The organism is Mesorhizobium sp. B2-1-8 (assembly GCF_006442545.2).
In the GTDB taxonomy this organism is placed as follows: domain Bacteria; phylum Pseudomonadota; class Alphaproteobacteria; order Rhizobiales; family Rhizobiaceae; genus Mesorhizobium.
In genome coordinates this window covers 1815512-1835134 of the sequence record NZ_CP083952.1, presented here as the reverse complement: position 1 = coordinate 1835134, position 19623 = coordinate 1815512, and the positions used below count along the sequence as shown (strand labels likewise).

General features: G+C 60.1%; 23 protein-coding genes and 1 tRNA gene. 14 read left to right on the top strand and 10 right to left on the bottom strand.

Features of this window, described 5'->3' with window-relative positions; all coding sequences use genetic code 11:
• The first annotated feature begins 17 nt into the window (after positions 1-17).
• A complete protein-coding gene (locus FJ970_RS09070) occupies positions 18-359 on the top strand; it encodes a hypothetical protein (protein ID WP_140756186.1) in 342 nt (113 codons plus the stop codon).
• Between the two features lie 59 nt (positions 360-418).
• On the opposite strand, the gene FJ970_RS09065 is transcribed toward FJ970_RS09070, so the two are convergent.
• A complete protein-coding gene (locus FJ970_RS09065) occupies positions 419-697 on the bottom strand; it encodes a hypothetical protein (RefSeq protein WP_140756188.1) in 279 nt (92 codons plus the stop codon).
• Between the two features lie 69 nt (positions 698-766).
• Positions 767-985, bottom strand: a complete 219-nt coding sequence (locus tag FJ970_RS09060; protein ID WP_181178330.1) for a hypothetical protein — start codon at positions 983-985, stop codon at positions 767-769.
• A gap of 278 nt (positions 986-1263) precedes the next feature.
• Between FJ970_RS09060 and FJ970_RS09055 the strand changes: the two genes are divergently transcribed.
• From FJ970_RS09055 to FJ970_RS09045, 3 genes are all read left to right on the top strand, one after another.
• Positions 1264-1494: a helix-turn-helix domain-containing protein gene (locus FJ970_RS09055; RefSeq protein WP_140756192.1), complete on the top strand. Its 231-nt coding sequence runs from the start codon at positions 1264-1266 to the stop codon at positions 1492-1494.
• 745 nt (positions 1495-2239) lie between these two features.
• Positions 2240-2857: a hypothetical protein gene (locus FJ970_RS09050; RefSeq protein ID WP_140756194.1), complete on the top strand. Its 618-nt coding sequence runs from the start codon at positions 2240-2242 to the stop codon at positions 2855-2857.
• 141 nt (positions 2858-2998) lie between these two features.
• A complete protein-coding gene (locus tag FJ970_RS09045) occupies positions 2999-3229 on the top strand; it encodes a hypothetical protein (RefSeq protein WP_140756196.1) in 231 nt (76 codons plus the stop codon).
• Between the two features lie 35 nt (positions 3230-3264).
• Here the strand turns inward: FJ970_RS09045 and FJ970_RS09040 are convergent, their stop codons facing one another.
• From FJ970_RS09040 to FJ970_RS09025, 4 genes are all read right to left on the bottom strand, one after another.
• Positions 3265-3429 (bottom strand): hypothetical protein, encoded by a 165-nt coding sequence (locus FJ970_RS09040; protein WP_181178332.1) that lies wholly within the window; start codon positions 3427-3429, stop codon positions 3265-3267.
• A gap of 937 nt (positions 3430-4366) precedes the next feature.
• A complete protein-coding gene (locus tag FJ970_RS09035; RefSeq protein ID WP_140756198.1) occupies positions 4367-4987 on the bottom strand; it encodes a hypothetical protein in 621 nt (206 codons plus the stop codon).
• A 283-nt stretch (positions 4988-5270) separates the two neighbouring features.
• A complete protein-coding gene (locus FJ970_RS09030; protein WP_140756200.1) occupies positions 5271-5525 on the bottom strand; it encodes a hypothetical protein in 255 nt (84 codons plus the stop codon).
• A 42-nt stretch (positions 5526-5567) separates the two neighbouring features.
• Positions 5568-5744, bottom strand: a complete 177-nt coding sequence (locus FJ970_RS09025; protein ID WP_181178334.1) for a hypothetical protein — start codon at positions 5742-5744, stop codon at positions 5568-5570.
• A gap of 595 nt (positions 5745-6339) precedes the next feature.
• Here FJ970_RS09025 and FJ970_RS09020 point away from each other — a divergent pair.
• Positions 6340-9111, top strand: coding sequence for a UvrD-helicase domain-containing protein (locus tag FJ970_RS09020; RefSeq protein ID WP_265336219.1), 2772 nt, complete (start codon positions 6340-6342; stop codon positions 9109-9111).
• Positions 9112-9397: 286 nt separating this feature from the next.
• Entirely contained in the window at positions 9398-9856 is a 459-nt protein-coding gene (locus tag FJ970_RS09015; RefSeq protein WP_140756202.1) for a MucR family transcriptional regulator, read from the top strand.
• A gap of 333 nt (positions 9857-10189) precedes the next feature.
• Here the strand turns inward: FJ970_RS09015 and FJ970_RS33580 are convergent, their stop codons facing one another.
• The gene (locus FJ970_RS33580) at positions 10190-10333 is read right to left on the bottom strand and encodes a type IV toxin-antitoxin system AbiEi family antitoxin domain-containing protein (RefSeq protein ID WP_265336218.1); all 144 of its coding nucleotides are present in this window, start codon (positions 10331-10333) and stop codon (positions 10190-10192) included.
• A gap of 452 nt (positions 10334-10785) precedes the next feature.
• Between FJ970_RS33580 and FJ970_RS09005 the strand changes: the two genes are divergently transcribed.
• Together FJ970_RS09005 and FJ970_RS09000 are read left to right on the top strand one after the other, a co-directional pair.
• Positions 10786-11091: a hypothetical protein gene (locus FJ970_RS09005; RefSeq protein ID WP_140756204.1), complete on the top strand. Its 306-nt coding sequence runs from the start codon at positions 10786-10788 to the stop codon at positions 11089-11091.
• A complete protein-coding gene (locus tag FJ970_RS09000) occupies positions 11088-11648 on the top strand; it encodes a hypothetical protein (protein WP_140756206.1) in 561 nt (186 codons plus the stop codon). The genes FJ970_RS09005 and FJ970_RS09000 overlap by 4 nt, the downstream gene beginning before the upstream one ends.
• A 536-nt stretch (positions 11649-12184) precedes the next feature.
• Here FJ970_RS09000 and FJ970_RS08995 read toward each other — a convergent pair.
• Positions 12185-12274, bottom strand: a tRNA-Ser gene (locus FJ970_RS08995).
• Between the two features lie 372 nt (positions 12275-12646).
• Here FJ970_RS08995 and FJ970_RS08990 point away from each other — a divergent pair.
• The 3 genes from FJ970_RS08990 (at position 12647) to FJ970_RS08980 (ending at position 15056) form a co-directional block, all read left to right on the top strand.
• Positions 12647-13366, top strand: a complete 720-nt coding sequence (locus tag FJ970_RS08990) for a DUF2569 domain-containing protein (protein WP_227792056.1) — start codon at positions 12647-12649, stop codon at positions 13364-13366.
• A gap of 132 nt (positions 13367-13498) precedes the next feature.
• The gene (locus FJ970_RS08985; RefSeq protein WP_140756208.1) at positions 13499-13822 is read left to right on the top strand and encodes a hypothetical protein; all 324 of its coding nucleotides are present in this window, start codon (positions 13499-13501) and stop codon (positions 13820-13822) included.
• 244 nt (positions 13823-14066) lie between these two features.
• Positions 14067-15056: a BMP family lipoprotein gene (locus tag FJ970_RS08980; protein ID WP_140756210.1), complete on the top strand. Its 990-nt coding sequence runs from the start codon at positions 14067-14069 to the stop codon at positions 15054-15056.
• Positions 15057-15117: 61 nt separating this feature from the next.
• On the opposite strand, the gene FJ970_RS08975 is transcribed toward FJ970_RS08980, so the two are convergent.
• Positions 15118-15516 carry a hypothetical protein gene (locus FJ970_RS08975; RefSeq protein ID WP_140756212.1) on the bottom strand — a complete coding sequence of 133 codons (399 nt, stop codon included), beginning with the start codon at positions 15514-15516 and terminating at the stop codon, positions 15118-15120.
• A gap of 22 nt (positions 15517-15538) precedes the next feature.
• Positions 15539-15745: a SlyX family protein gene (locus FJ970_RS08970; protein ID WP_123151274.1), complete on the bottom strand. Its 207-nt coding sequence runs from the start codon at positions 15743-15745 to the stop codon at positions 15539-15541.
• A gap of 217 nt (positions 15746-15962) precedes the next feature.
• Here FJ970_RS08970 and FJ970_RS08965 point away from each other — a divergent pair, with 217 nt between their 5' ends.
• Genes FJ970_RS08965 through FJ970_RS08955 form a run of 3 tightly spaced genes read left to right on the top strand, consistent with a single transcriptional unit; the run spans position 15963 to position 19604 of the window.
• The gene (locus FJ970_RS08965) at positions 15963-17495 is read left to right on the top strand and encodes an ABC transporter ATP-binding protein (protein WP_140756214.1); all 1533 of its coding nucleotides are present in this window, start codon (positions 15963-15965) and stop codon (positions 17493-17495) included.
• On the top strand, positions 17492-18631 hold the full coding sequence (locus FJ970_RS08960) for an ABC transporter permease (protein WP_140756216.1): 1140 nt from the start codon (positions 17492-17494) through the stop codon (positions 18629-18631). Before FJ970_RS08965 ends, FJ970_RS08960 begins: the two co-directional genes overlap by 4 nt.
• Before the next feature lies 1 nt (position 18632).
• Entirely contained in the window at positions 18633-19604 is a 972-nt protein-coding gene (locus FJ970_RS08955; protein WP_140756218.1) for an ABC transporter permease, read from the top strand.
• The last annotated feature ends 19 nt before the right edge of the window (positions 19605-19623 follow it).

The following is a 19623-nucleotide window of genomic DNA, read 5'->3' as shown; positions in this document are numbered from 1 at the left end:
TTTTTGGGGGAGGTGACATGGCAAGTCGAGAAGCTGGCTGGGCTTTTGCCGGGGGCGTCATCGGGGCCGTCGTCGGGGCCATAGCTACGGTATGGACAGGCGCCTTCGGATACTGGAATAAAAACCGCGAACTGGACATCGAAATGGTACGGGTGTCGCTTTCAATTCTGGCAGGCGAGAACAAGGACACATCATTGCCTGGGAGAAAATTCGCTCTTAGGGCCCTGTCACGTTACTCGGGTGTCGAGATTCCCGATGAAGAGTTCGACAAGTGGGCTAGTACGGGCACCGTGCCTCCTAGCCTTGAGTCTTGGTGGCGTCCTGTAAAACCGTCGCATGGCGCTTCAACTGACTACTGAAATTCCGGGCATCCCCGGCCACCTGAGCAACCGGGCATAATTCCAGACTGGAATTTTGCTCAGAACCCCTTCGCCGTCCAGTAGTGCGCGCGGGTATCCGGGCTATCGACGTCGGCTTGCGATAGTGGACCATTCCAGCCCGGCGCCGTGACGACTGGCCCGATAATCTTCAGCGATGGCTCGGGCCGCTTCTGCCTGTGCTTACGGACCAGTTCCCGCGCGATTTCGTGTCCCTCGCCTGTGAAGACGAGAGCGCCTTCGCTGCCTCCGCTGTCGGCGTCATCGCCCCATCGATCCAGGCCAACGCCGGTCTGCCCGGTGACGTTGCCCCAGCCCAAGGAAGGATCGCTGTCGCCCTGGTCCTCCAGGTCACCCTCACGGCCGAAACAGCCCAGCGAGCCCGTCTGTCACTGTGCTTCAGTCCAGCCAAGGCTGTGTTCGTCGTCGCCCTCCCATGTTCCGCCGCCGGCGCCGGCCTGCGGCTCGTCGTTGATATCGCCGCCGTGCTCGTCTTCGGCCTCGCGATCGTCGGAAATGCCGCCGGCTTCCAGTCCGCCGCTTTCGGGCCAGCCGAGCCAGGGCTCGAGGTCGGGATCCGGGTCGAGCTCGTCCAGCATGTCGATCAACTTTTCAATGGAGTCGGCGATCGCCTTCCGATTAGTAAGTGGGACAAGCAGGGTTTCTGGAGCTGCGGCGCGAAGGTCATGACGACCTCCGTGGCACGAGGAGGATGCGGCCGGAAAAGCGGCCGATGATAGCTATCCGGTCAGCGGTCATAGCTCCGCCGGCTGCCGGAACATGGATGTTCGGCATGATATTGCCCCATGAGCATGGTTGCTGTAACATCATGCAAATTAAATGACTTCGACTGCAAGTCAATACAATTTGCATGAAGTAGGAGCGCATGACGATATCTGCAGGTCAGTTGAGGGCGGCCCGCGGCCTAATAGGATGGTCGCAACAGGATCTCGCAGAGAAGGCTGATGTGGGGCGCGCGACGATCGCCGACTTCGAAGCGGGGAAGCGTGCGCCCTATGCCACCACATTAGCGCGCCTGCAGGAGACACTGATCGCGGCCGGCGTCGAGTTCATTCCCGAGAACGGCGGCGGCGCTGGGGTGAGGCTGAAGAAATGACCCCGGTACAAGAGGCAAATATCGAGCGCCTCAAAAGAGGCGACCGCAGGCCCTTGGCATAATTCTGATTGGCCTTCCGGTGGCACTCTTGCTTGTGACGTTCTGCAAAGCTGAAGGATGGAACAGGCACGTCTATGTGCCCGTCGTTATAGGCGTTGCGATCCTGGTCGGGCGCGTCTCAACCATCTTAGTGCAGCGGTTGATGGCTAGGAAATAACCCCCGCAGCCGCACTTCGCTGGAATCGTCAAGCCGCTCCCTTCGGGGAGCCCGCTTGCGTGCGCTCCACAGTTGCGCGATGTTCATTTAGGGCAAAAGAGGGAGGGGGAGGTGTTTGTGCGCCTTATTTTCTTCGTTTCGGCAGTTTTGTTGAACGCTTTCGCGTCAGTCCCAACGGCATATGCGGACACTTGGTCAGTTGCGGAATTCCGAGATCCCGTCACGGCCGAACCAGTGTCAGCAGCGACAACTACGAATACCCAAGGTTATTCGATCTACATATTTCGAAGCAATGACACCAAGGTTAGATGGGTACTGTCGCTGCCTCGAAGCTCACTTGACAGGATCAAGGCATTAGGAAGGGTCGCAACGCTTCGAGTCGATGATAATGAATCAATTGATTACAACATAGATTCTCAGAAAGACCCACTGAATCTTGAGCAACCAATTGTGGTTGAAGGTAGGTCGATTAGAGACATTCTTTGGCATGGCCAAGACCCTTCGCCGACGCGTGGGACTCTACGGAATATGTTGGACGGCAAAGTGCTGGAAATCCGGTTCTTTTTTGACGCGGGCAATTTCATAGACGCAACATTTGACCTTGCGGGAGCAGACGTTGCAATCGGTCCTGCGTTGAAAATCAACACCGTGGCTGACCCGGAGGTGATCGCACAAGCGCGAGACCGAGAGGAAGCCCTCCTAATTTCAGCAACCATATGCCAGTCGAGTCCCGATGTACCGAAGTGCTTGGGCGTGATGACTAAATGTATGGGACCGAAACCAAACGAACTCACAGGGAGCCGGATGCGGAGTTGCATGGCTGAAAACGGCTATCCGCTCGATCGGACAAACACTCCTGCAAGCGGGGAGACGGTGGAAGGGACAAAAACCCTGACAGCGAATTGCACCGCCCTGGGCTCACTAGCGCGTTCGATTATGGAGAAGCGCCAAGACGGGACTGATATGTCCGCCATGATGTCTGTTGTCGACAGATTCGACGTTGAGTCCTTCAAGCCGATAGCAAGGTCGATGGTAATGATGGCGTATTCAATGCCCCGCTTTAACGGCGAGGAGTTCAAGCAGAAGACGATCTTGGATTTCTCCAATCAAGTTCAGCTGGCCTGCTACCAAGGCAACAAGCCATAGAATGGTCCCGCTCTACATCGCTGCAATCGCCGCTGCGATGGTTGCCAGCGTTGTCTGGCGCTACCGGCAGCATGGCGGCAAGCGCGCTGATGGCTACGCTGGCGCTGTGGGGCTGTTTCTACCTCACACGGGGTGATCGACATGACGGAAAGCAAACTGGTTCACAACGAACGCGTGAAGCTGGCAGCGACGTTCTTCAACAGCCTAGCTGCCATTTCCCTTGCCACCGGCGCGATCGTTCCGATCTTGACGCTGAACCTGGCCGGAAAGCCATTCGAGATTTCGACGTTTCTTCCGTTGATCTTTGGCGCATTCATCAGCGCGTTCTGCGTGTCGATCTCGCGCAGCCTTATCGGCCACCTTAAGGAATAGACGCCCGCCAGCGCGCGTTTGCTCTCGCCGCCGTCCTACGCCGGCGATGCGCCCCGCGCATCCTGGCGCCTCTGGTAGGCGGCAAGGAAGCGTGCTTCGGCCTCTGCCTTGGCGACGGCAAGCTTCTCCTCCCGCACCCTCTCCCGCTCGAGCCTGAATTCCTCGGGTAGCGGTTGCCAGTTTTTCGGCTTGAGCTTCATGCACCATTGCGGCCGGCGATATCCCCAGTGCTCGATCGCGACGAGTTCCGAGCCATCGAACTAGCAAGTCACATTCAGCTTGGGGAAATGCAGGAAGCGAGCCGATGTCGTGCTCGCCGGCGCCGTTCTTCCATGGTGTCCAGCCTCGAACGGGCCGTTCGATCAGTTTGCTATCGCGCATTGGGCTTGTGCCTTTAAGGCGCTTCGCTGGTCCTTCGAGGCTCTAGAAGTCGTAGTTCCCGCAGCGCCCTTTGCACCCTATCCTGCGCGGCTTAGAAGTTACTGTGCACTCGCCGTCGACAAGAAGTTGGGGGTATCGTGATGCCCTCACGTACTTGATTGTCAGATAGCCATCATAGAAGCTTCGACCTTCAAAGAGCGGACGCCGGGGCGTCCACGTGTAGACGCCGAACCCGGTGCTGTGGGCGTTAAATCCAGCCGTCGTCGCCCTCGAACCACTGGCCGGGACCACAGACATTGTTCTCACTTTCGCTGCGCATATAAGGTACCCTTTGGGCGGGTAAAACGCATAGCTTGTATCTTCTCCCTTCCGTTTAGAGGGTGCGGCTAATCCGGCTATCTCCACCGCCTCTGAAGGGATGCCGAGCGCGTCTGTGGCGCTGCCCAGAACAGCCTTGCAGACAGGGTCTCGCATGCACTCAAAAAACGTATCTGGTAAGCTCTTGGGCTGCATGATGGAATTGACGCGATACATCTTCACGATGGACCGGTTGCTTGATTTGGCATTTGCGGGCGACAGTAAACAAGCCAATATTGCGAAAAAAACAATCGCTATTCTCATTTCGCCGTTCCCTCCCTTTCCTCTCCAGTTTAATATTAGACTTACTTCGTTCATGTATTCGGGCGACGCCGCGGCGGTGCTGGCCGCCATCCTCATAAGCGCTGTCGCATTGAGCAGGTCTCGGCGCCCCAGAGGCTAAGGACCGGTAACTTCCATTTGGAAGTCCATGACAGCAGAGCCATTCTTATTGGTAGCCTCTATTTGGCCGTAGTAAGTCGCTGGCACTGTCCCCTTGGGTACTCGTCCTTCGAATTTGAAGCCGTCCGTTCCTGCTGGGTAGCGAGAGATCTTGAGATAGGTCAGCACCAAGACGGTGAAGTCTTTCGCGTTGTCGCCAAACAGCCCGCCCCACATCTGATCCACATTGTCCCCAGGGCGATAGGGACCGAGTCTTACTCTCACAAACGGGTTTGGATGTGGCTTGAAAAGGCTCGATCTGCACTCCGGTTTCGCCCTTACCCCGACGACTTGAAGATCTTTCGTCGCTTTCAGTTTGATCTTTGGAAAGCAGAGAGCGCCGCTGGTGCAGTGTTGCTCATTGAAGAGTTGAGCCTGAAATCTGCAAAGGCCGTCCATCGGTGCGGGGTCATCGTAGCCGCCGCCGTTGCTGCTCTTTTTTTCGTAGATCGTCCTAATGGTTGACCAGTCGAACGTCTCCGGTCCGCACTTGCAGGTGATAGTGTCCTTGAGCATATCGGCAGCGTGCGCCGGAATGGCGAGCAAGTAAGAAAGAAGCAATGCCTCGACCGTTCTCATCTTCGAGCCTCACTGCTCGCAAGTTTTCGTCTCGGATTGAGCATTATCGATCCCCCACCGGCTAAGCAGAGTATATTAGCTGCTGCTTGTATTCAATCGCAAAGAAAAGCAGTCGGAACTTTGAGGGAGGGTCAGATAGAGTGGCTTGAGATCAGCGTCCCCAAGATAGTGCAGAGATTATCGAACCCCCTAGCAAGGGCTGGACGCGATGGGCGTCCAGCCCCTGCCTGGCTAAGGGTCGGAGCGGTGCGGTGGGCGCCGCGGGCGTCCTCACTATCGCGCATCAGCGTCTCCGCTTGTCCGGTGTCACCGCATGGTTCCGATCATCATCGCGGCCGGCGCTGCGGCACTCGCTGCAATAGATGATTTTCGACAGATCCCAGTGGAGGCAGGGCTGATCCGGCCCGAACCGCTTGGCCAGCGCGGCCAAGTCCAGCACCGCCCTGCGCCTGCATGTGAGGCAGTAGACTGATAGGCCTGTACCGGCCGCAAGCTTGCCGCCGAGCGTGCCTTCCGAAAAGGGGTATTCCTTGCCCATGGCGATCCTCGTGCTGAAGGATCACCCGCACCGTCTAGGGATTTATTCCTCGCTAAGCCTGCCTTCAAGCTCTTTGGTGAAATGAGCTTCGTTGAGCAGCTTTTCCCAGTCCGTGCCGAAACGCTCAATCAGATCACGAGCCTGTGCTTCCGTGAGATTCGCTTCTCGCGACAGCCGGCCGGCCAGGAGGTCAAATTCGGTGAGATCGGTCTCGGGCAAACGATGACTATGTTCGGGATCTGATAGTCTACCTTGCCGGCGTCGCGCAGGCTACGCCTCCCCGACGCTGACCAGGCCTATTGGCAGGAACTACTACCGCGGGATCCATCGGTCCACCAGAGCGGCTAAGGCCAATAGCAGCCGACGTCGCCGACCAAAGCCTCGCGCCTATGATCAACGACCGTTGAGCACCTGGGCCAGGTTCCCTATCATTTTCTCCCAAAGCTGTTGCGCGTCAGGCGGCCCAGCCCCGCTCGCTTGGAAATCCAAGTGCGAGCCGGCCCCCCTTGGTGTGATCGTTACATCGATCTGCGCGAGACCGGCGAAGTGTTGGGGCACGGCCAACGTGAATGACAGTCGTGTGGGCGCCTCGCAAATCGCGTATCCGAATCCATCGCCAACTCGATGACATGCTTGCAAGCGCCGAATCCGACGGACATGACAAATGCGCGCCCGTTGCAACGGATCACGCTCCAGCGACCGCTGAGAGATACCCAGGCACTATTCAGCATAAGTACCGGGATAATTTGGAACATCTCAATCTGTTCATGATAGTCGGCTCCTCCGCACCATTTGCATGCTGGGCGCACGAATCGTGGCTTTGACCAAATTGCTATCTGGCCGCTCGCGCACCTACCGCCCTGGCTTCTTTGCGCGGTTGTTTCCGGCGGGAAAATGGAAGCTGACCCTGGACCCCAAACTGTCGGGACATTTCCAGCTGGCTCAAGATAGCGAAGTCGAGCTTAGCTGCCTTGATGTCGTGTCGATTTCGACCAGCAAGGCCCTCTTGTGGCACACAGTCGAGATACGCGCTCGCGGCAGAACAGACACGCTGTCGGCACTATCGGGTGACGCGGCCACACAGTTGGCCGCGGACCTTCATGCCTTCATTAACACTCACCTTTTCGGGCTGATCGCCATCGAGAAGGGGCGCCTGCTTGAGGTCGACGGCAGGCTTCGGGAGATCACCGAGGGCAATAGACAGTATCTCGCCCAGGCCGATCTCAGCAGAGCCATTGCCAGTGTTCCAGGCGCCGCAGCAGCGGCCCTCTCTCATCCACTTCTCGACCCAAGCTTGATGCCTGCGGGGCTCAAGGCATCCCTCCCGGCTTCATTCGCCATGATAACCGACCCAAGGGTTCGACACGCCTACAACGAGGCTTTCGTCCGCTCGGAATTGATCAAGTTCCGGCCGTTCTTCGACGACCTCGACCGGCGCTCTTTTTCCGACCAGCAGCGCGAGGCCTGCATCCGCCTGGAGGACAACAACCTGCTCGTCGCCTCGGCAGGGTCGGGCAAATCCGCGACGATGGTCGGGAAGGTCGCCTACGTCCTGGAGAAGCAGCTCTATCGGCCCGACGAGATCCTGCTCTTGGCCTTCAACAAAAACGCAGCCGATGAACTCAGGACGAGGATCGCCGCCCAGCTGCAGGTCGCTGAGGACGCCGCCCTGGAGTGTCGCGTCACGACGTTTCATGCGCTCGGGCGCGGAATCATAAAGGAGGTCGAGGGCCGGCCGCCCCAGCTCGCCAACTGGGTGGATCATCCCGCCGGCGAAACCAAGGTCATTGAGGCGATCATCCAGAACCTTATCGAGGGCAACCCGGAATTCGCCCGCATGTGGGCCGAGCTTCTCGTTGTGCATCCCAAGGCCGACATCCCCATCGAGGTATTTGACGGCCAGGTCGACTATCGGCGCTACGTGTCGGACAGCCTTCGAAAGGGTAGCGCCACGATCGGTTCCCTGTCCGGCGTGATCGTAAAGTCCATGCAGGAGCAGAAGATCGCCAACTGGCTTTGGCTGCATTCCGTCACCTTCGAATACGAACGGCAGATTGCAGTAGCGGAAGACGGTGACGCGGTCCGCCATCTGCATCCCGATTTCTACTATCCGCAGACCGCAACTGTACACGAGCATTTCGCGCTCAATGCGGACGGAAGCTCACCCTTTGCGGACTATACCCAGCACGCCGAGAACAAACGGCTGGCATATCGCCGCAATGAGATCGATTTCTTCGAGACGACTTCCGCCCAGGCAAGCAACGAGACGCTGCTTGGCACGCTCGAATCCGAACTGGCGCGGCGCTCCATACCTTTCAAGCGCAAGAGCTACGCCGAAATCACCAAGGCGCTCGATCCGGTGATTATCAAGCATTATCACCAGCTGATATCCACCTGCTTGAAGCATATTCGCGCCAGCCATCTTACGCTCGACATGCTGCTCGAACGTGCCAAGACCTTGCATGACAAGGAGCGCGCGAAGCTATTCGCGCGCGTGGTCTTGATGATCACTCAGGGATATTCCCGGAAGCTCGAGGAAACAAAACGGATCGACTTCGATTCGATGATCGCGGATGCGGTCCGGCTGGTCGAGACAGGTCGATATCGAAGCCCCTATTCCCTCATTCTCGTGGATGAGTTCCAGGACATTTCCGAACCCCGCGCTAACCTCATCAAGGCGCTCAAACTGCAGAAAGCGTTCAGCAAGGTGTTCGCGGTTGGAGACGACTGGCAGTCGATCTATCGCTTTGCGGGATCGGACATCACGATCTTCACACGGTTCGAAGCGAATTTCGGGACCAGTTGGCAGGGGCGCCTGGAGCAGACGTATCGCTGTAACCAGCTCATTGCCGAAACGGCCGCCAAGTTTGTCCAGCGCAACCCCGAACAGATCAAGAAGTCCGTTCGCTCGACGCGCCCGGCCGTCTCGCGATCGATCCGTGTCATTCCCATCGACGATAAACGCGACAAGCCGGACTTCGCGGAGGCCTGTCAGCGGCTACTCGAACGGCTTGATGCCGCTCTGGGTGGCATCGCCAACCGGTGGCGCGACGAAAAGCGCGACAAGCTCAAGGTTCTGGTCTTGTGGCGATACAACGTCCTCGATACTTTCGAAGGAAGGCCGCCGTCCTTTGCCAACATCGAGGTGACCGGGCTGTCGTTTCACCGGTCAAAGGGCCTTGAGGCCGACTACACGGTCCTGCTCGATATCAGCGAGGGCAACTACGGCGTGCCAAGCCGCATCGAAGGTGATGAGCTGCTGAACCTGGTCATTCCCCGCCCCGAGACCTTCGCTTACGCGGAAGAACGGCGCCTGTTCTACGTGGCGCTGACGCGTGCCAGCCGAGGGGTCTACATGTTGACCAATCGCCGACAGCCATCCCGCTATATTCAGGAGCTTTGCGAGATAGCCGGCGACGAAGTCCGCTTCGAGACGGTTGAGGGAGCCGAATTGAGCCAATGCCCAGCTTGCCTCGTCGGCCAATTGGTGGAGCGGCGCAACAAAGACGGATCGATGTTTCGTGGATGCAATCAGTTTCCAGACTGCAAGCACACTGAACCGGCGAGCGTAGTGCGAAGACGGTAACCGCCTGCACTCATTGTGACGGTGAACTGGGACCTTTTACGAACTCACACTCTAAGGATCGTTGAGCTGAGCTTTGGCCTGACGGGGGAAAGAAGCGACTGGTAGATTTATCTCGGCATCGCTCAAAATTGCGATATACGGAAAATGGGCGATGCGGATTTGACCCCATACCAGGAGCGAATACTTGAGTGATCAAAACGAAGCCGTGACGGCTGATCTAGGTGAGCGGTTGCGTCGTTGATCATCAACCAATAGAGAGGGGATAAATCAGACAAAAGGACTACCAATGACCAACGTGTCCGACAGCCGCCCTGCCGAACTTGCTGAGTTAACAGCCGACATTGTCTCAGCATATGTCAGCAACAATCCATTGCCGGTGTCTGGCTTGCCGGACGTGATAGCATCGGTTCATGCTTCGCTGTCCGGACTTGGCACTCCGATCCCGCCTGTCGTTGAACCGCAAACTCCCGCGGTCAACCCGAAGAGGTCGGTGACGCCGGACTTCATTATCTGCCTCGAAGACGGCAAGAAATTCAAATCCCTGAAGCGCCATCTTAGCACCGACTTCGGCCTGACACCGGACGCCTATCGCGCCAAATGGAACTTGCCGCACGACTACCCTATGACAGCTCCGAATTACGCCGCTCAGCGCTCGCAACTGGCGAAATCCATCGGGCTTGGCCGCAAGGCTGAACCCCTCGCAGCAAACAAGAAGGCACCTGCGAAGCGGAAAGCCAAAGCCTAGTCCGTCACCACCTGACGCTGCGGAAAGACTCAGCTATGTTTGAAGAGTGGCGGACCTGAAAAGACCGTCTGGCCGGTGCCATTCGGGCAACCTCCCAGCGAGGGCGCCGGTCTTTTCCTAGCGGGCGGCGATAGCCGGCGAACACGTCTCAGGCACCTATCGCCAGCGCCTGAAGCTATCATCGGGGCCTTCGCGATGATCGACAACGGCCTCGGCTGCGGCGCAAAGGTAACCATCCTGCCCGGACCCGAGGGTGACCGGGCGAACCTTTTCGCCACCATAGGCCGGGCGGACGTGCAGGAGCTCGCGCCTCTTCCCGTGTGTTGAAGGACGTCAAGAATGCTCCCGGCAAACCACGGCTTGGCCAAAATCTGATGATACCACCTCTCGATCTGTGGCGCGGTAGATTCCATAGCCAACCTTGCTGAGCAGCCCCTCGTCGCACATCCGGGCCAGATAGCAGCGGGGAATTCCCATCTCAGTCAGCTCGCGCGTTCGCACTTCACCCTTTTCACGGGCAAATGCGACAGCGCGGTCTCGAAGGGATGGCCCAGGCCCGCCGGCCAATTTGATGCGCTCCGCGCGCTCTCGGTCACGCTTGCGAGTCTTGACGGAAGGTTCTGGCGTAGTTTCGAGGGGACCGGCAGCTCGTAGTTCGCGGTTTCATTCGGCCCGGGGAGCCAACAATCATTGATTTCGTTGTATTTTTGGCGAAAGTCGGGAACTTTCCCCGCTCTCCCCGCTTTTGGAATTTAGTGGCGGCCCGCCGCGCGGCCGACAAGATCGCCTATCTCGATCGCCAGATTCGTCTCTGCGAACAGCCATGAACAGGCAACACCCAGCTGGCAAGCCGCCGACATCTGGCCCTCACCCTTGCGTCAGTGGTTTCCTTTGCGTAATCAGACTATTGGGTGAGCAGGGAGTGATAGATGGCGGGCGATCCAGTCACCGAAGACGAGAAGGTTGATGCACTGGCCCTGGAAGAGGCTAGAATAACTCTGAACCGGGAGATCAAGCGAGAAAAGGGCAAATATAACGCCGCAGCGTCGGACAGACTCTCGACAGCATTTGTCGCCGCTGGCCTGATTACTCCTTCGGTTAGCGCCTATTTGCGCGCCCAGGCTTTAACGCTGAGTGACTGGGGTAAGCTCTTTGTCGTGCTGGGCGTTTGCCTAGTCGTCTCGATCGTCCTACATCTATACGGGAGGGAAACCCTAGAGGACGCGCTAAAATGATGATTTTGTTTTTCATCGTCGCCGGCGTCATCGTCGTCGGCTTCGCCTATCTGCAAAAGAGAAGTTTCCACAAAAGCATGGAGGAGCAGCGAGCCGAGGAGGCCGCGTTCAGAGAGAAGCTGTCAAAGTTTCGGGCTGAAGGACTGAACGCCGCAGCCGGGAAGGAGAAGTCCGCAGCGACAGACGCCGTCGAAAAGCGCGAGGGATCGCCTGAAGTCCTCCGTGAGAGGCTGATGGACGAGACGTTCTTGGCTGAAGCATTGGCGCGGAGATTGGCCGAGATCAAGGAGATACCAACGCGCTATGGCGAAGATCTCCTATTTGGCAAGATGAACGTGGTGATGAAGAACGCACCCTACACGAGCGAGGCCGCTGCTGAGCTAGCGGCGAGGCATCTTGCTCGCTCCAAAGGCGTCGTTGTCTTTGGCCTAGATGATGTGCTCCGCGGACAGGCGGGCTGGTCGATATTTGCAAAGACCTTGAAGCCATCGCTCAACGCGCCCATCGTCCCACCACAAGCATCCGCGTCTGGGAAGCCGCCCAAGACCCCTCGATAGCGCATAGCCGCCCCTCACTACCTACCATATATTTAGCCCGCCTCCCTTTCGAGAGACGGGCCTCGCGGGGCAACCGGACGCCAACAATCAAACACCGACTCGAAACTGCTGATCACACACGGCACAATTGTACCGCGCGAGTTGGCCGGGTCATCGTCCGTGCCGAACTGGACCGCTTCCCGCTTGCCCCTGCCGAACGGCGTCACTGCCAGGGCGATGGACAGGATCACAGCGAGGCCAAGTCCGCTAGCCCCGTTCGAGCTCTGCCGATAGCTGATCTGGGTCGATTATGCCCCGTCCGAAAAGGCTAATCACCTTGATCGCTACGCGCTCGCGGTCATCCCTGGGCATGATCTGGTGCTTTGAGAGTAGCCGCTCACCGATCTCGATGGGGTAACGTTTTACGATGGGAATGGAACCCCGGCTGGATGTCTCATGCCGTCGCATGCTGTCTAAATCAATAGCATTCTGCATGATGGGCTTTTTGGCGGGTAAGTTCTGAAATTCTCTATAAGTTATTGATTTTGTTGATGAACTGGCGGAGAGAGCGGGATTCGAACCCGCGTTACGGTCTCCCGTAAACACACTTTCCAGGCGTGCGCCTTCAACCACTCGGCCACCTCTCCGTCCTTGCATTTTTCGCGATGGCCGGTTTCGCCGCGCGGGTTGGGGACAATGCAGTCCCTTCAGGGAGGCCGGTACGCGATATCCGCGCCGTGGGTGCCGCCAACCAGCGAACACCTTCCCACCGCACCTGAGCCGTCGAAGCAACAGGCGCGGGGCTCATCTAGTCGATCCCGCGCCGAATGCCAAGCCATAACGGCAGTCTATTCGCTTTGCCGGCCACACACCGCTCCGCCAGGGCGCGCTCGCGCCCGTCTTTCAGGCCGCCACCACGAATGATGTGCACAGCCATGGCCGTAAGGCCGGCCGCGCTTGACTTCGCCACGTGCCACCTGTCGAGTGGAACGTAGGCTTTGCGGGGGCATCGTCCGGACATGACATCAAGCAATGAACAACCGGCCAGTGGGCAGCCGCCAGTCGGGCGCCCAGGCAGCGACCTGTCTTATGTCCCGGTGGGCTGGCTCATCTTCGTCATGGCGTGGTCGGTCTATGGCCTGGCCTCGGCCTGGTGGCTGACCGGCAATTCCGGCCTGCCGGACAGGATCTTCTATTTCCTCCTTGGCGGGCTTGCCGTCGACGTCATCACCATCCTGTGGGGGCTTTACCTGCTCGGCCTTGCCTTTGGCCGCTCGGCGCGCTTCCCGCGCCACTTCATCATCTGGCAGGTGGCGACCATCGTCTGGGTGCTGGCGAGGCTGGCCTATGTGCTGGCCGTGCCCGATTTCGTCTTCTCGGCCAGGAGCTTGCTCATAGCCGGCGCCGAGATCGCCATCGGCCTGCTCTGCATCTATCTGCTGCGCCGCGGCTCCGGCGCCGAAGGCGTCTATTCCAGGCCGTCGACCGAAGCGCCGTCGGTCTTCGTTTCCGTCGTCGCTGCCTTGCTCGGCATCATCCTGGGCGCGGTCATCGGCGCCGTTGGCGGCTTCCTGGCTGGCTCGGTGATCGCCGATGTCGCCGAGGTCAGTTGCTTCGAGGGCGGCTGCGGCTACTTTGCGGCCTTCATCGGACTGGCCGGGCTGGTGGTCGGCGCCATTGCCGGAGGCATTCTTGCCGTCTTGCTCGTTCACCGCCGCGGGCGCAAGCCAGTCGCATAGGGTTCAGAAGGCACCGCCTTCAAATTCGCGTATCGCGATTGCGGACAAACCGCACGCATTCTATTTCTGGTTTCGGGACATGTGCCGGAGGTCTCCTGGTTAGCGTCCAGGATCAGCCGGGGGAGAGCCTTGATGTTTCGCTTCGTCTTTCGTCTTGCGGCCATGATCGCGCTGTCGGTTTCCGTCATCATGGCGGTGCTCGACACGACGCGCACGGTGGCGGCTTCGGCCCTTGTGCTGACCCCGCTCAACGCGAGCTGGCTGGCCGTCTCGCCGGACACGCGGGCCGCCTTCGAAAGCTTCGTGCGCGCCAAGGCCAGTCCGCTGCTGTGGGATGGCGTCATCGCCTGGGTGCTCAACCAGCCGGGCTTTGCCGTCTTCGCGGTGCTGGCCTTCCTGCTTTACGCCATCGGCTACCGGCGGCAGCGGCGCACGGGACAGTTCGCCGCGAACTGACCCATCGTCGGCGCCATTCCGGCCGCCTGCCAACGGCTTGCGCGCAAGATCGGATCACGTCGTGGTTTGCCCGTGGCACGCTTTTCCAAAAGGTCAAAATTCCGCGTGAATTTTGTTTCGGGCCGTGCCAGATTGCCCGGGAGCGGGAGGGGAATACACTCCTGGCTGACGTCGTTTGCCGGCCGGAGAACCGGGCAGGCAGGCGGTGCGTAACGGAAAAAATAACCGACAGGGTGTGGATCACATGAAACGTATCGTTCTCGGCCTCCTGGCCGCAACCGCAATGGTTCTTCCGGCTTTCGCCGCGGATGTCCAGCCGGCCATCCTCTATGATCTGGGCGGCAAGTTCGACAAATCCTTCAACGAGGCTGCCTACCACGGCGCCGAGAAGTTCAAGACCGAGACCGGCACCCCCTATGTCGAGTTCGAAGTGTCGAACGCCTCGCAGCGCGAGCAGGCGCTGCGCCGCTTCGCCGAGGACGGCCACAACCCGATCGTCATGGCCGGCTTTGCCTGGGAGGATGCGCTGAAGAAGATCGCGGCCGAATATCCGGACCTCAACTTCGCGATCATCGACGATGCCGTCGACCTGCCCAACGTCCGCTCGCTGGTGTTCAAGGAGAATGAAGGCTCCTATCTCGTCGGCATCATGGCGGCGATGGCGTCGAAGTCGAAGAAGGTTTCCTTCGTCGGCGGCATGGACATCCCGCTGATCCGCAAGTTCGAATGCGGCTATGTCGGCGGCGCCAAGTCGGCCGGCGCGACCGAAGTCATCCAGAACATGACCGGCGACACGCCGGCGGCCTGGAATGATCCGGCCAAGGGCGGCGAAATCGCCAAGACCCAGATCGACCAGGGCTCCGACGTGGTCTACGCGGCCGCCGGCGGCACCGGCGTTGGTGTGTTGCAGGCGGCGGCGGATGCCGGCAAGCTTGGCATCGGCGTCGATTCCAACCAGAACGGGCTGCAGCCCGGCAAGGTGCTGACCTCGATGCTGAAGCGCGTCGACGTTGCCGTCTACACCGCCTTCATGGATGGCAAGAACGGCACCTTCAAGGGCGGCGTCGAGAATCTCGGCCTCAAGGAAGGCGGCGTCGACTACGCCATGGACGACAACAACAAGGCGCTGGTGACCGACGAAATGAAGGCGGCCGTCGAAAAGGCCAAAGCCGACATCATCGCCGGCAAGATCCAGGTGCACGACTACACCGCTGACAACGCCTGCCCCTATTGATCGGTGGCCATACGGCAATGACTGGAACCGCCGGGCGTTGCCCGGCGGTTTTTGCATCGGCCTATAGCTTGCCGGCCAAGTAACCGAGCGCGAAGACCGCCATCAGCCCGATGGCAATGACAAGTCCAAGCCGGCCGCCAAGCGCGTGCACGCCAACGCCATGTGGTGGCCGGGACAGGCTTCGGATCACCGTCGGTGACCTGGCATCGTTGCCGCCCAGGCCGACGCTGCGCATTTGCGGCAATTCGGAGAGGCGTTGCGTAACCAGCGCCCAATGATTGGCGCCCGCTGGTTTTTCGGCGCGGTCGAAAACATGCATGCGTTCGGCAAGCTGCACCACCGCGTCGCGGAAGGCAGGATCGATTTCGAGATCGCGCTCGGCCCGCTCGCGCTCGGCATCGTTCATCAGGCCCAGCACATAGTCGCCGGCCCTTGCGATGCGGTCGCTTTCACCGGCCATGGCCAGGCCCCTCCCTTTTTCCTCACCAGTGTGGCGGTTTGGTCACCGGCACATCCGGTGCCGCCTGCTCTTCAAGCGCCAGGAAGCGGTCGGTCAGCGCGTCGAGCTTGCGCTGCATGCGTTCGATCACCTTCCACTGCTCGGCGATCTGGCCCGACAGCTCCTCGATGGTCTTCTCCTGCTCGGCGGCGCGGATTTCCAACGTCGTCAACCGGTCGGCGGGCATGATCATGCAAAGTCCTCAGTTTTGTACCGCGACACCTTGCGCCGCAACGTCAAATCGACCTCGGCATATTAGCGAAGGCGAGAGCTTCGGCCACGTTCGAAATTGACAAGCGCGCGCGGATTTGTCGAGAGTGGACGCTGCTCCGGACAATTGGCACGGGCGGAGCGTCATGCTAGGCGTCTTGACCAAGCGATAAAAAATTAAGAGTGGGACGGGCTGCATGGCGCAAGCCGCAATCGAACTGATCGGCATCAACAAGAGTTTCGGCGCGGTGCGCGCCAACCGCGACATCAATCTGGAGATCGCGCGCGGCACCATCCACGGCATCGTCGGCGAGAATGGCGCCGGCAAGTCGACGCTGATGTCGATCCTCTACGGTTTCTACCAGGCCGACAGCGGCGAGATCCGTGTCGGCGGCCAACCGGCGTCGATCAAGACACCCAACGACGCGATCGCGCTCGGCATCGGCATGGTGCACCAGCATTTCATGCTGGTCGACAATTTCTCGGTGCTGGAGAACATCATCCTCGGCGCCGAAACCGACGCGCTTCTGAAGAGCAGCATCGCCAAAGCGCGCTCCGAGCTTGACCGGCTGGAACGCGAATACGGGCTGGAAGTCGATCCCGATGCGATCATCGAAGAACTGCCGGTCGGCCTGCAGCAGCGCGTCGAAATCCTTAAGGCGCTCTATCGCGGCGCCGAAATCCTGATCCTCGACGAGCCGACGGGCGTTTTGACGCCGGCCGAGGCCGACCACCTGTTCCGCATCCTCAGGCAGTTGAAGGAACAGGGAAAGACGGTGGTGCTGATCACCCATAAGCTGCGCGAGATCATGGCCATCACGGACACCGTGTCGGTGATGCGTCAGGGCACGATGGTGGCAACCCGGGAGACCAGGAAAACCACCGTCGAGGAGCTGGCGGAACTGATGGTCGGGCGCCGTGTGCTGCTGAGGGTCGAAAAGGGCGAGGCCGAAGCCGGCGCCGTCAAACTCGCGGTCAAGAACCTGACGGTCAGGGATTCCCGCGGCGTCACCATGGTCGACGACGTCTCCTTCGATTTGCGGGCCGGCGAGATCGTCGGCATCGCCGGCGTCGCCGGCAACGGGCAATCCGAATTGCTCGAGGCGATTTCCGGCATCAGGCATGCCGTTTCCGGTTCCGTGATGCTCGAGGGCAAGCCGATCGATCTCACCGGCAAGGCCGATCCCGGCGAATTGCGCGACCGCGGCCTCGCCCATGTGCCGGAAGATCGCCACCATGTCGGGCTGGTGCTGGCCTTCGAGGAAAACGAGAATTCCATCCTCGGTTACCACGACGATCCCCGCTATCTCAAAGGGCCGTTCCTCAACGTCGACGCCATCATGGCCGATGCCAGGGACAAGATCGAGAAATACGACATCCGTCCCGGCAATCCGCGCCTGAAGACCGCCAATTTCTCCGGCGGCAACCAGCAGAAGATCGTGCTCGCGCGCGAAATCGAACAGGATCCCGGCGTGCTCATCGTCGGCCAGCCGACGCGCGGCGTCGATGTCGGCGCGATTGAATTCATCCACAAGCGCCTGATCGCCATGCGCGACCAGGGCAAGGCGGTGCTGGTGGTCTCGGTCGAACTCGACGAGATCCGCTCGCTCTCCGACCGCATCCTGGTAATGTTTGCCGGCCGCATCGTCGGCGAGCGCGGCCCCGACGCGACCGAAGGCGAGCTTGGCCTGCTGATGGCTGGTGTCGAGCATCAGGAGGCAGCGCAATGAGCACGCCTTACGCCAAATTGCCGGCCTGGGCCGACTACGGGCTGATCCCGCTGATCAACCTGTCGGTCGCCTTCATCGTCGCTGGCTTCGTCGTCATGCTGGTCGGCGAAAACCCGTTCCGCGCCGCCGTCATCCTGGTCGAAGGCGCCTTCGGCAAGGGAACAGGCATCGCCTTCACCCTGTTCTATGCCACGACCTTCATATTCACCGGGCTTTCGGTGGCGGTGGCGGCGCATTGCGGCCTGTTCAACATCGGCACCGAGGGACAGGCCTACATCGCCGGCCTCGGCATCGCCATCGTCTGTCTTTCCTTCGACAGCACACTGCCCTGGTGGCTGACATTTCCGCTGGCCATCGTCGCCTCGGCGCTTGTGGGCGCGTTGTGGGCGTTGATCCCCGCCTACCTGCAGGCCAGGCGCGGCTCGCACATCGTCATCACGACGATCATGTTCAACTTCATCGCCGCCTCGATCATGGTCTACCTGCTGGTCGGTCCGTTGAAGCCGGCCGGGTCGCAGGCGCCGCAAACGCGCAACTTCCTCGCCGGCGCGGAACTGCCGAAGCTCAACTGGATCATCGAACTGTTCGGCGCCAAGATCCGCTCGGCGCCGCTCAACATCTGCTTCCTGCTGGCGCTGGTGATGGCCTTCCTGGTCTGGCTGCTGATCTGGCGCACCAGGCTCGGCTACGAGATGCGCACCTATGGCCACAGCCCCAAGGCGGCCCGCTATGCCGGCATTTCGGAAACGCGCATCATCATCACCGCGATGATGATCTCGGGCGCGCTGGCCGGCATGATGGCGCTCAACCCGGTGATGGGCGATCAGCACAATGTCGCGATCGACTTCGTTTCGGGCGCCGGTTTCGTCGGCATCGCCGTGGCGCTGATGGGCCGCCTGCATCCGGTCGGCATCGTGCTGGCCGCGATCCTGTTCGGCATGCTCTACCAGGGCGGCGCCGAACTCGCCTTCGAGATGCCGGCGATCAGCCGCGACATGATCGTCATCATTCAAGGGTTGGTCATCCTCTTCGCCGGCGCGCTGGAGCACATGTTCAGGCCCTATATCCAGGCTCTGTTCGCTTCGTTCAGCCCGAAATCGGCGGGCATGCAGGCGGTCAACGGAAAGGGCGCCTGAGATGGATATCTTCGACGCAATCATCCAGGTGCTGGACTCGACCATCCGCCTGTCGGTGCCGCTGCTGCTTGCCTGCCTCGCCGGCCTCTATTCGGAGCGGGCCGGCATTTTCGACATCGGCCTCGAAGGCAAGATGCTGGTCGGCGCCTTCGCGGGTGCCGCCGCGGCATCCGTTTTCCATTCGGCGCTTCTCGGCCTCGGTATGGCGATCCTGATCTCTGTCGCCTTCGCGTTGGTGCACGGCTTTGCCTCGATCACCCATCGCGGCAACCAGATCGTTTCGGGCGTGGCGATCAACTTCGTCGCCGCCGGATCGACCATCATCCTCGGCCAGGCCTGGTTCCAGCAGGGTGGCCGCACGCCGGCGCTGCAACCGGGCGAGCGGTTCGAGGCGATCATCTGGCCTGGCGCCGACGCGGCCAGGGACGTGCCGATCATCGGCCCGATCTATGCCGAATTGATCTCCGGCCATTCGATCCTCGTCTATTTCGCCTTTGCGATGGTGCCGTTCACCTGGTGGGTGCTGTTTCGCACGCGCTTCGGTCTCAGGCTGCGCGCGGTCGGCGAAAACCCGGCCGCGGTCGACACCGCCGGCATCTCGGTCGCCTGGCTGCGCTACCGCGCGCTGATCTGCACCGGCATCCTCACCGGCGTCGCCGGCGCCTATCTGTCGATGGTGCAGAATGGTGGCTTCGTGAAGGACATGACGGCGGGCAAGGGCTACATCGCGCTGGCCGCGCTGATCTTCGCCAAATGGAAGCCGGTCAACGCCATGTTCGCCTGCCTGCTGTTCGGCTTCCTCGACGCGGCGTCGATCCGCCTGCAGGGGACACCGCTGCCCATTGTCGGCAAGGTGTCGGTGCAGTTCATGCAGGCCCTGCCCTATATCCTCACCGTCATCCTGCTCGCTGGCTTCATCGGCAAGGCCATCCCGCCGCGTGCTGGCGGCGTGCCTTATGTGAAGGAACGCTGAGGGTCGAGAGCACATCGGA

Bases quoted from the DNA above. Each gene is read 5' to 3' on its own strand.
- FJ970_RS09040 (WP_181178332.1), bottom strand. From the start codon at position 3,429: ATGAAGCTCAAGCCGAAAAACTGGCAACCGCTACCCGAGGAATTCAGG.
- FJ970_RS08980 (WP_140756210.1), top strand. From the start codon at position 14,067: ATGAAACGTATCGTTCTCGGCCTCCTGGCCGCAACCGCAATGGTTCTT.
- FJ970_RS09045 (WP_140756196.1), top strand. From the start codon at position 2,999: ATGACGGAAAGCAAACTGGTTCACAACGAACGCGTGAAGCTGGCAGCG.
- FJ970_RS08965 (WP_140756214.1), top strand. From the start codon at position 15,963: ATGGCGCAAGCCGCAATCGAACTGATCGGCATCAACAAGAGTTTCGGC.
- FJ970_RS09005 (WP_140756204.1), top strand. From the start codon at position 10,786: ATGGCGGGCGATCCAGTCACCGAAGACGAGAAGGTTGATGCACTGGCC.
- FJ970_RS09030 (WP_140756200.1), bottom strand. From the start codon at position 5,525: ATGGGCAAGGAATACCCCTTTTCGGAAGGCACGCTCGGCGGCAAGCTT.
- FJ970_RS09070 (WP_140756186.1), top strand. From the start codon at position 18: ATGGCAAGTCGAGAAGCTGGCTGGGCTTTTGCCGGGGGCGTCATCGGG.
- FJ970_RS09000 (WP_140756206.1), top strand. From the start codon at position 11,088: ATGATGATTTTGTTTTTCATCGTCGCCGGCGTCATCGTCGTCGGCTTC.
- FJ970_RS33580 (WP_265336218.1), bottom strand. From the start codon at position 10,333: ATGGGAATTCCCCGCTGCTATCTGGCCCGGATGTGCGACGAGGGGCTG.
- FJ970_RS09015 (WP_140756202.1), top strand. From the start codon at position 9,398: ATGACCAACGTGTCCGACAGCCGCCCTGCCGAACTTGCTGAGTTAACA.
- FJ970_RS08960 (WP_140756216.1), top strand. From the start codon at position 17,492: ATGAGCACGCCTTACGCCAAATTGCCGGCCTGGGCCGACTACGGGCTG.
- FJ970_RS09035 (WP_140756198.1), bottom strand. From the start codon at position 4,987: ATGAGAACGGTCGAGGCATTGCTTCTTTCTTACTTGCTCGCCATTCCG.
- FJ970_RS08985 (WP_140756208.1), top strand. From the start codon at position 13,499: ATGTTTCGCTTCGTCTTTCGTCTTGCGGCCATGATCGCGCTGTCGGTT.
- FJ970_RS08990 (WP_227792056.1), top strand. From the start codon at position 12,647: ATGACATCAAGCAATGAACAACCGGCCAGTGGGCAGCCGCCAGTCGGG.
- FJ970_RS09050 (WP_140756194.1), top strand. From the start codon at position 2,240: ATGTTGGACGGCAAAGTGCTGGAAATCCGGTTCTTTTTTGACGCGGGC.
- FJ970_RS08975 (WP_140756212.1), bottom strand. From the start codon at position 15,516: ATGGCCGGTGAAAGCGACCGCATCGCAAGGGCCGGCGACTATGTGCTG.
- FJ970_RS09055 (WP_140756192.1), top strand. From the start codon at position 1,264: ATGACGATATCTGCAGGTCAGTTGAGGGCGGCCCGCGGCCTAATAGGA.
- FJ970_RS08955 (WP_140756218.1), top strand. From the start codon at position 18,633: ATGGATATCTTCGACGCAATCATCCAGGTGCTGGACTCGACCATCCGC.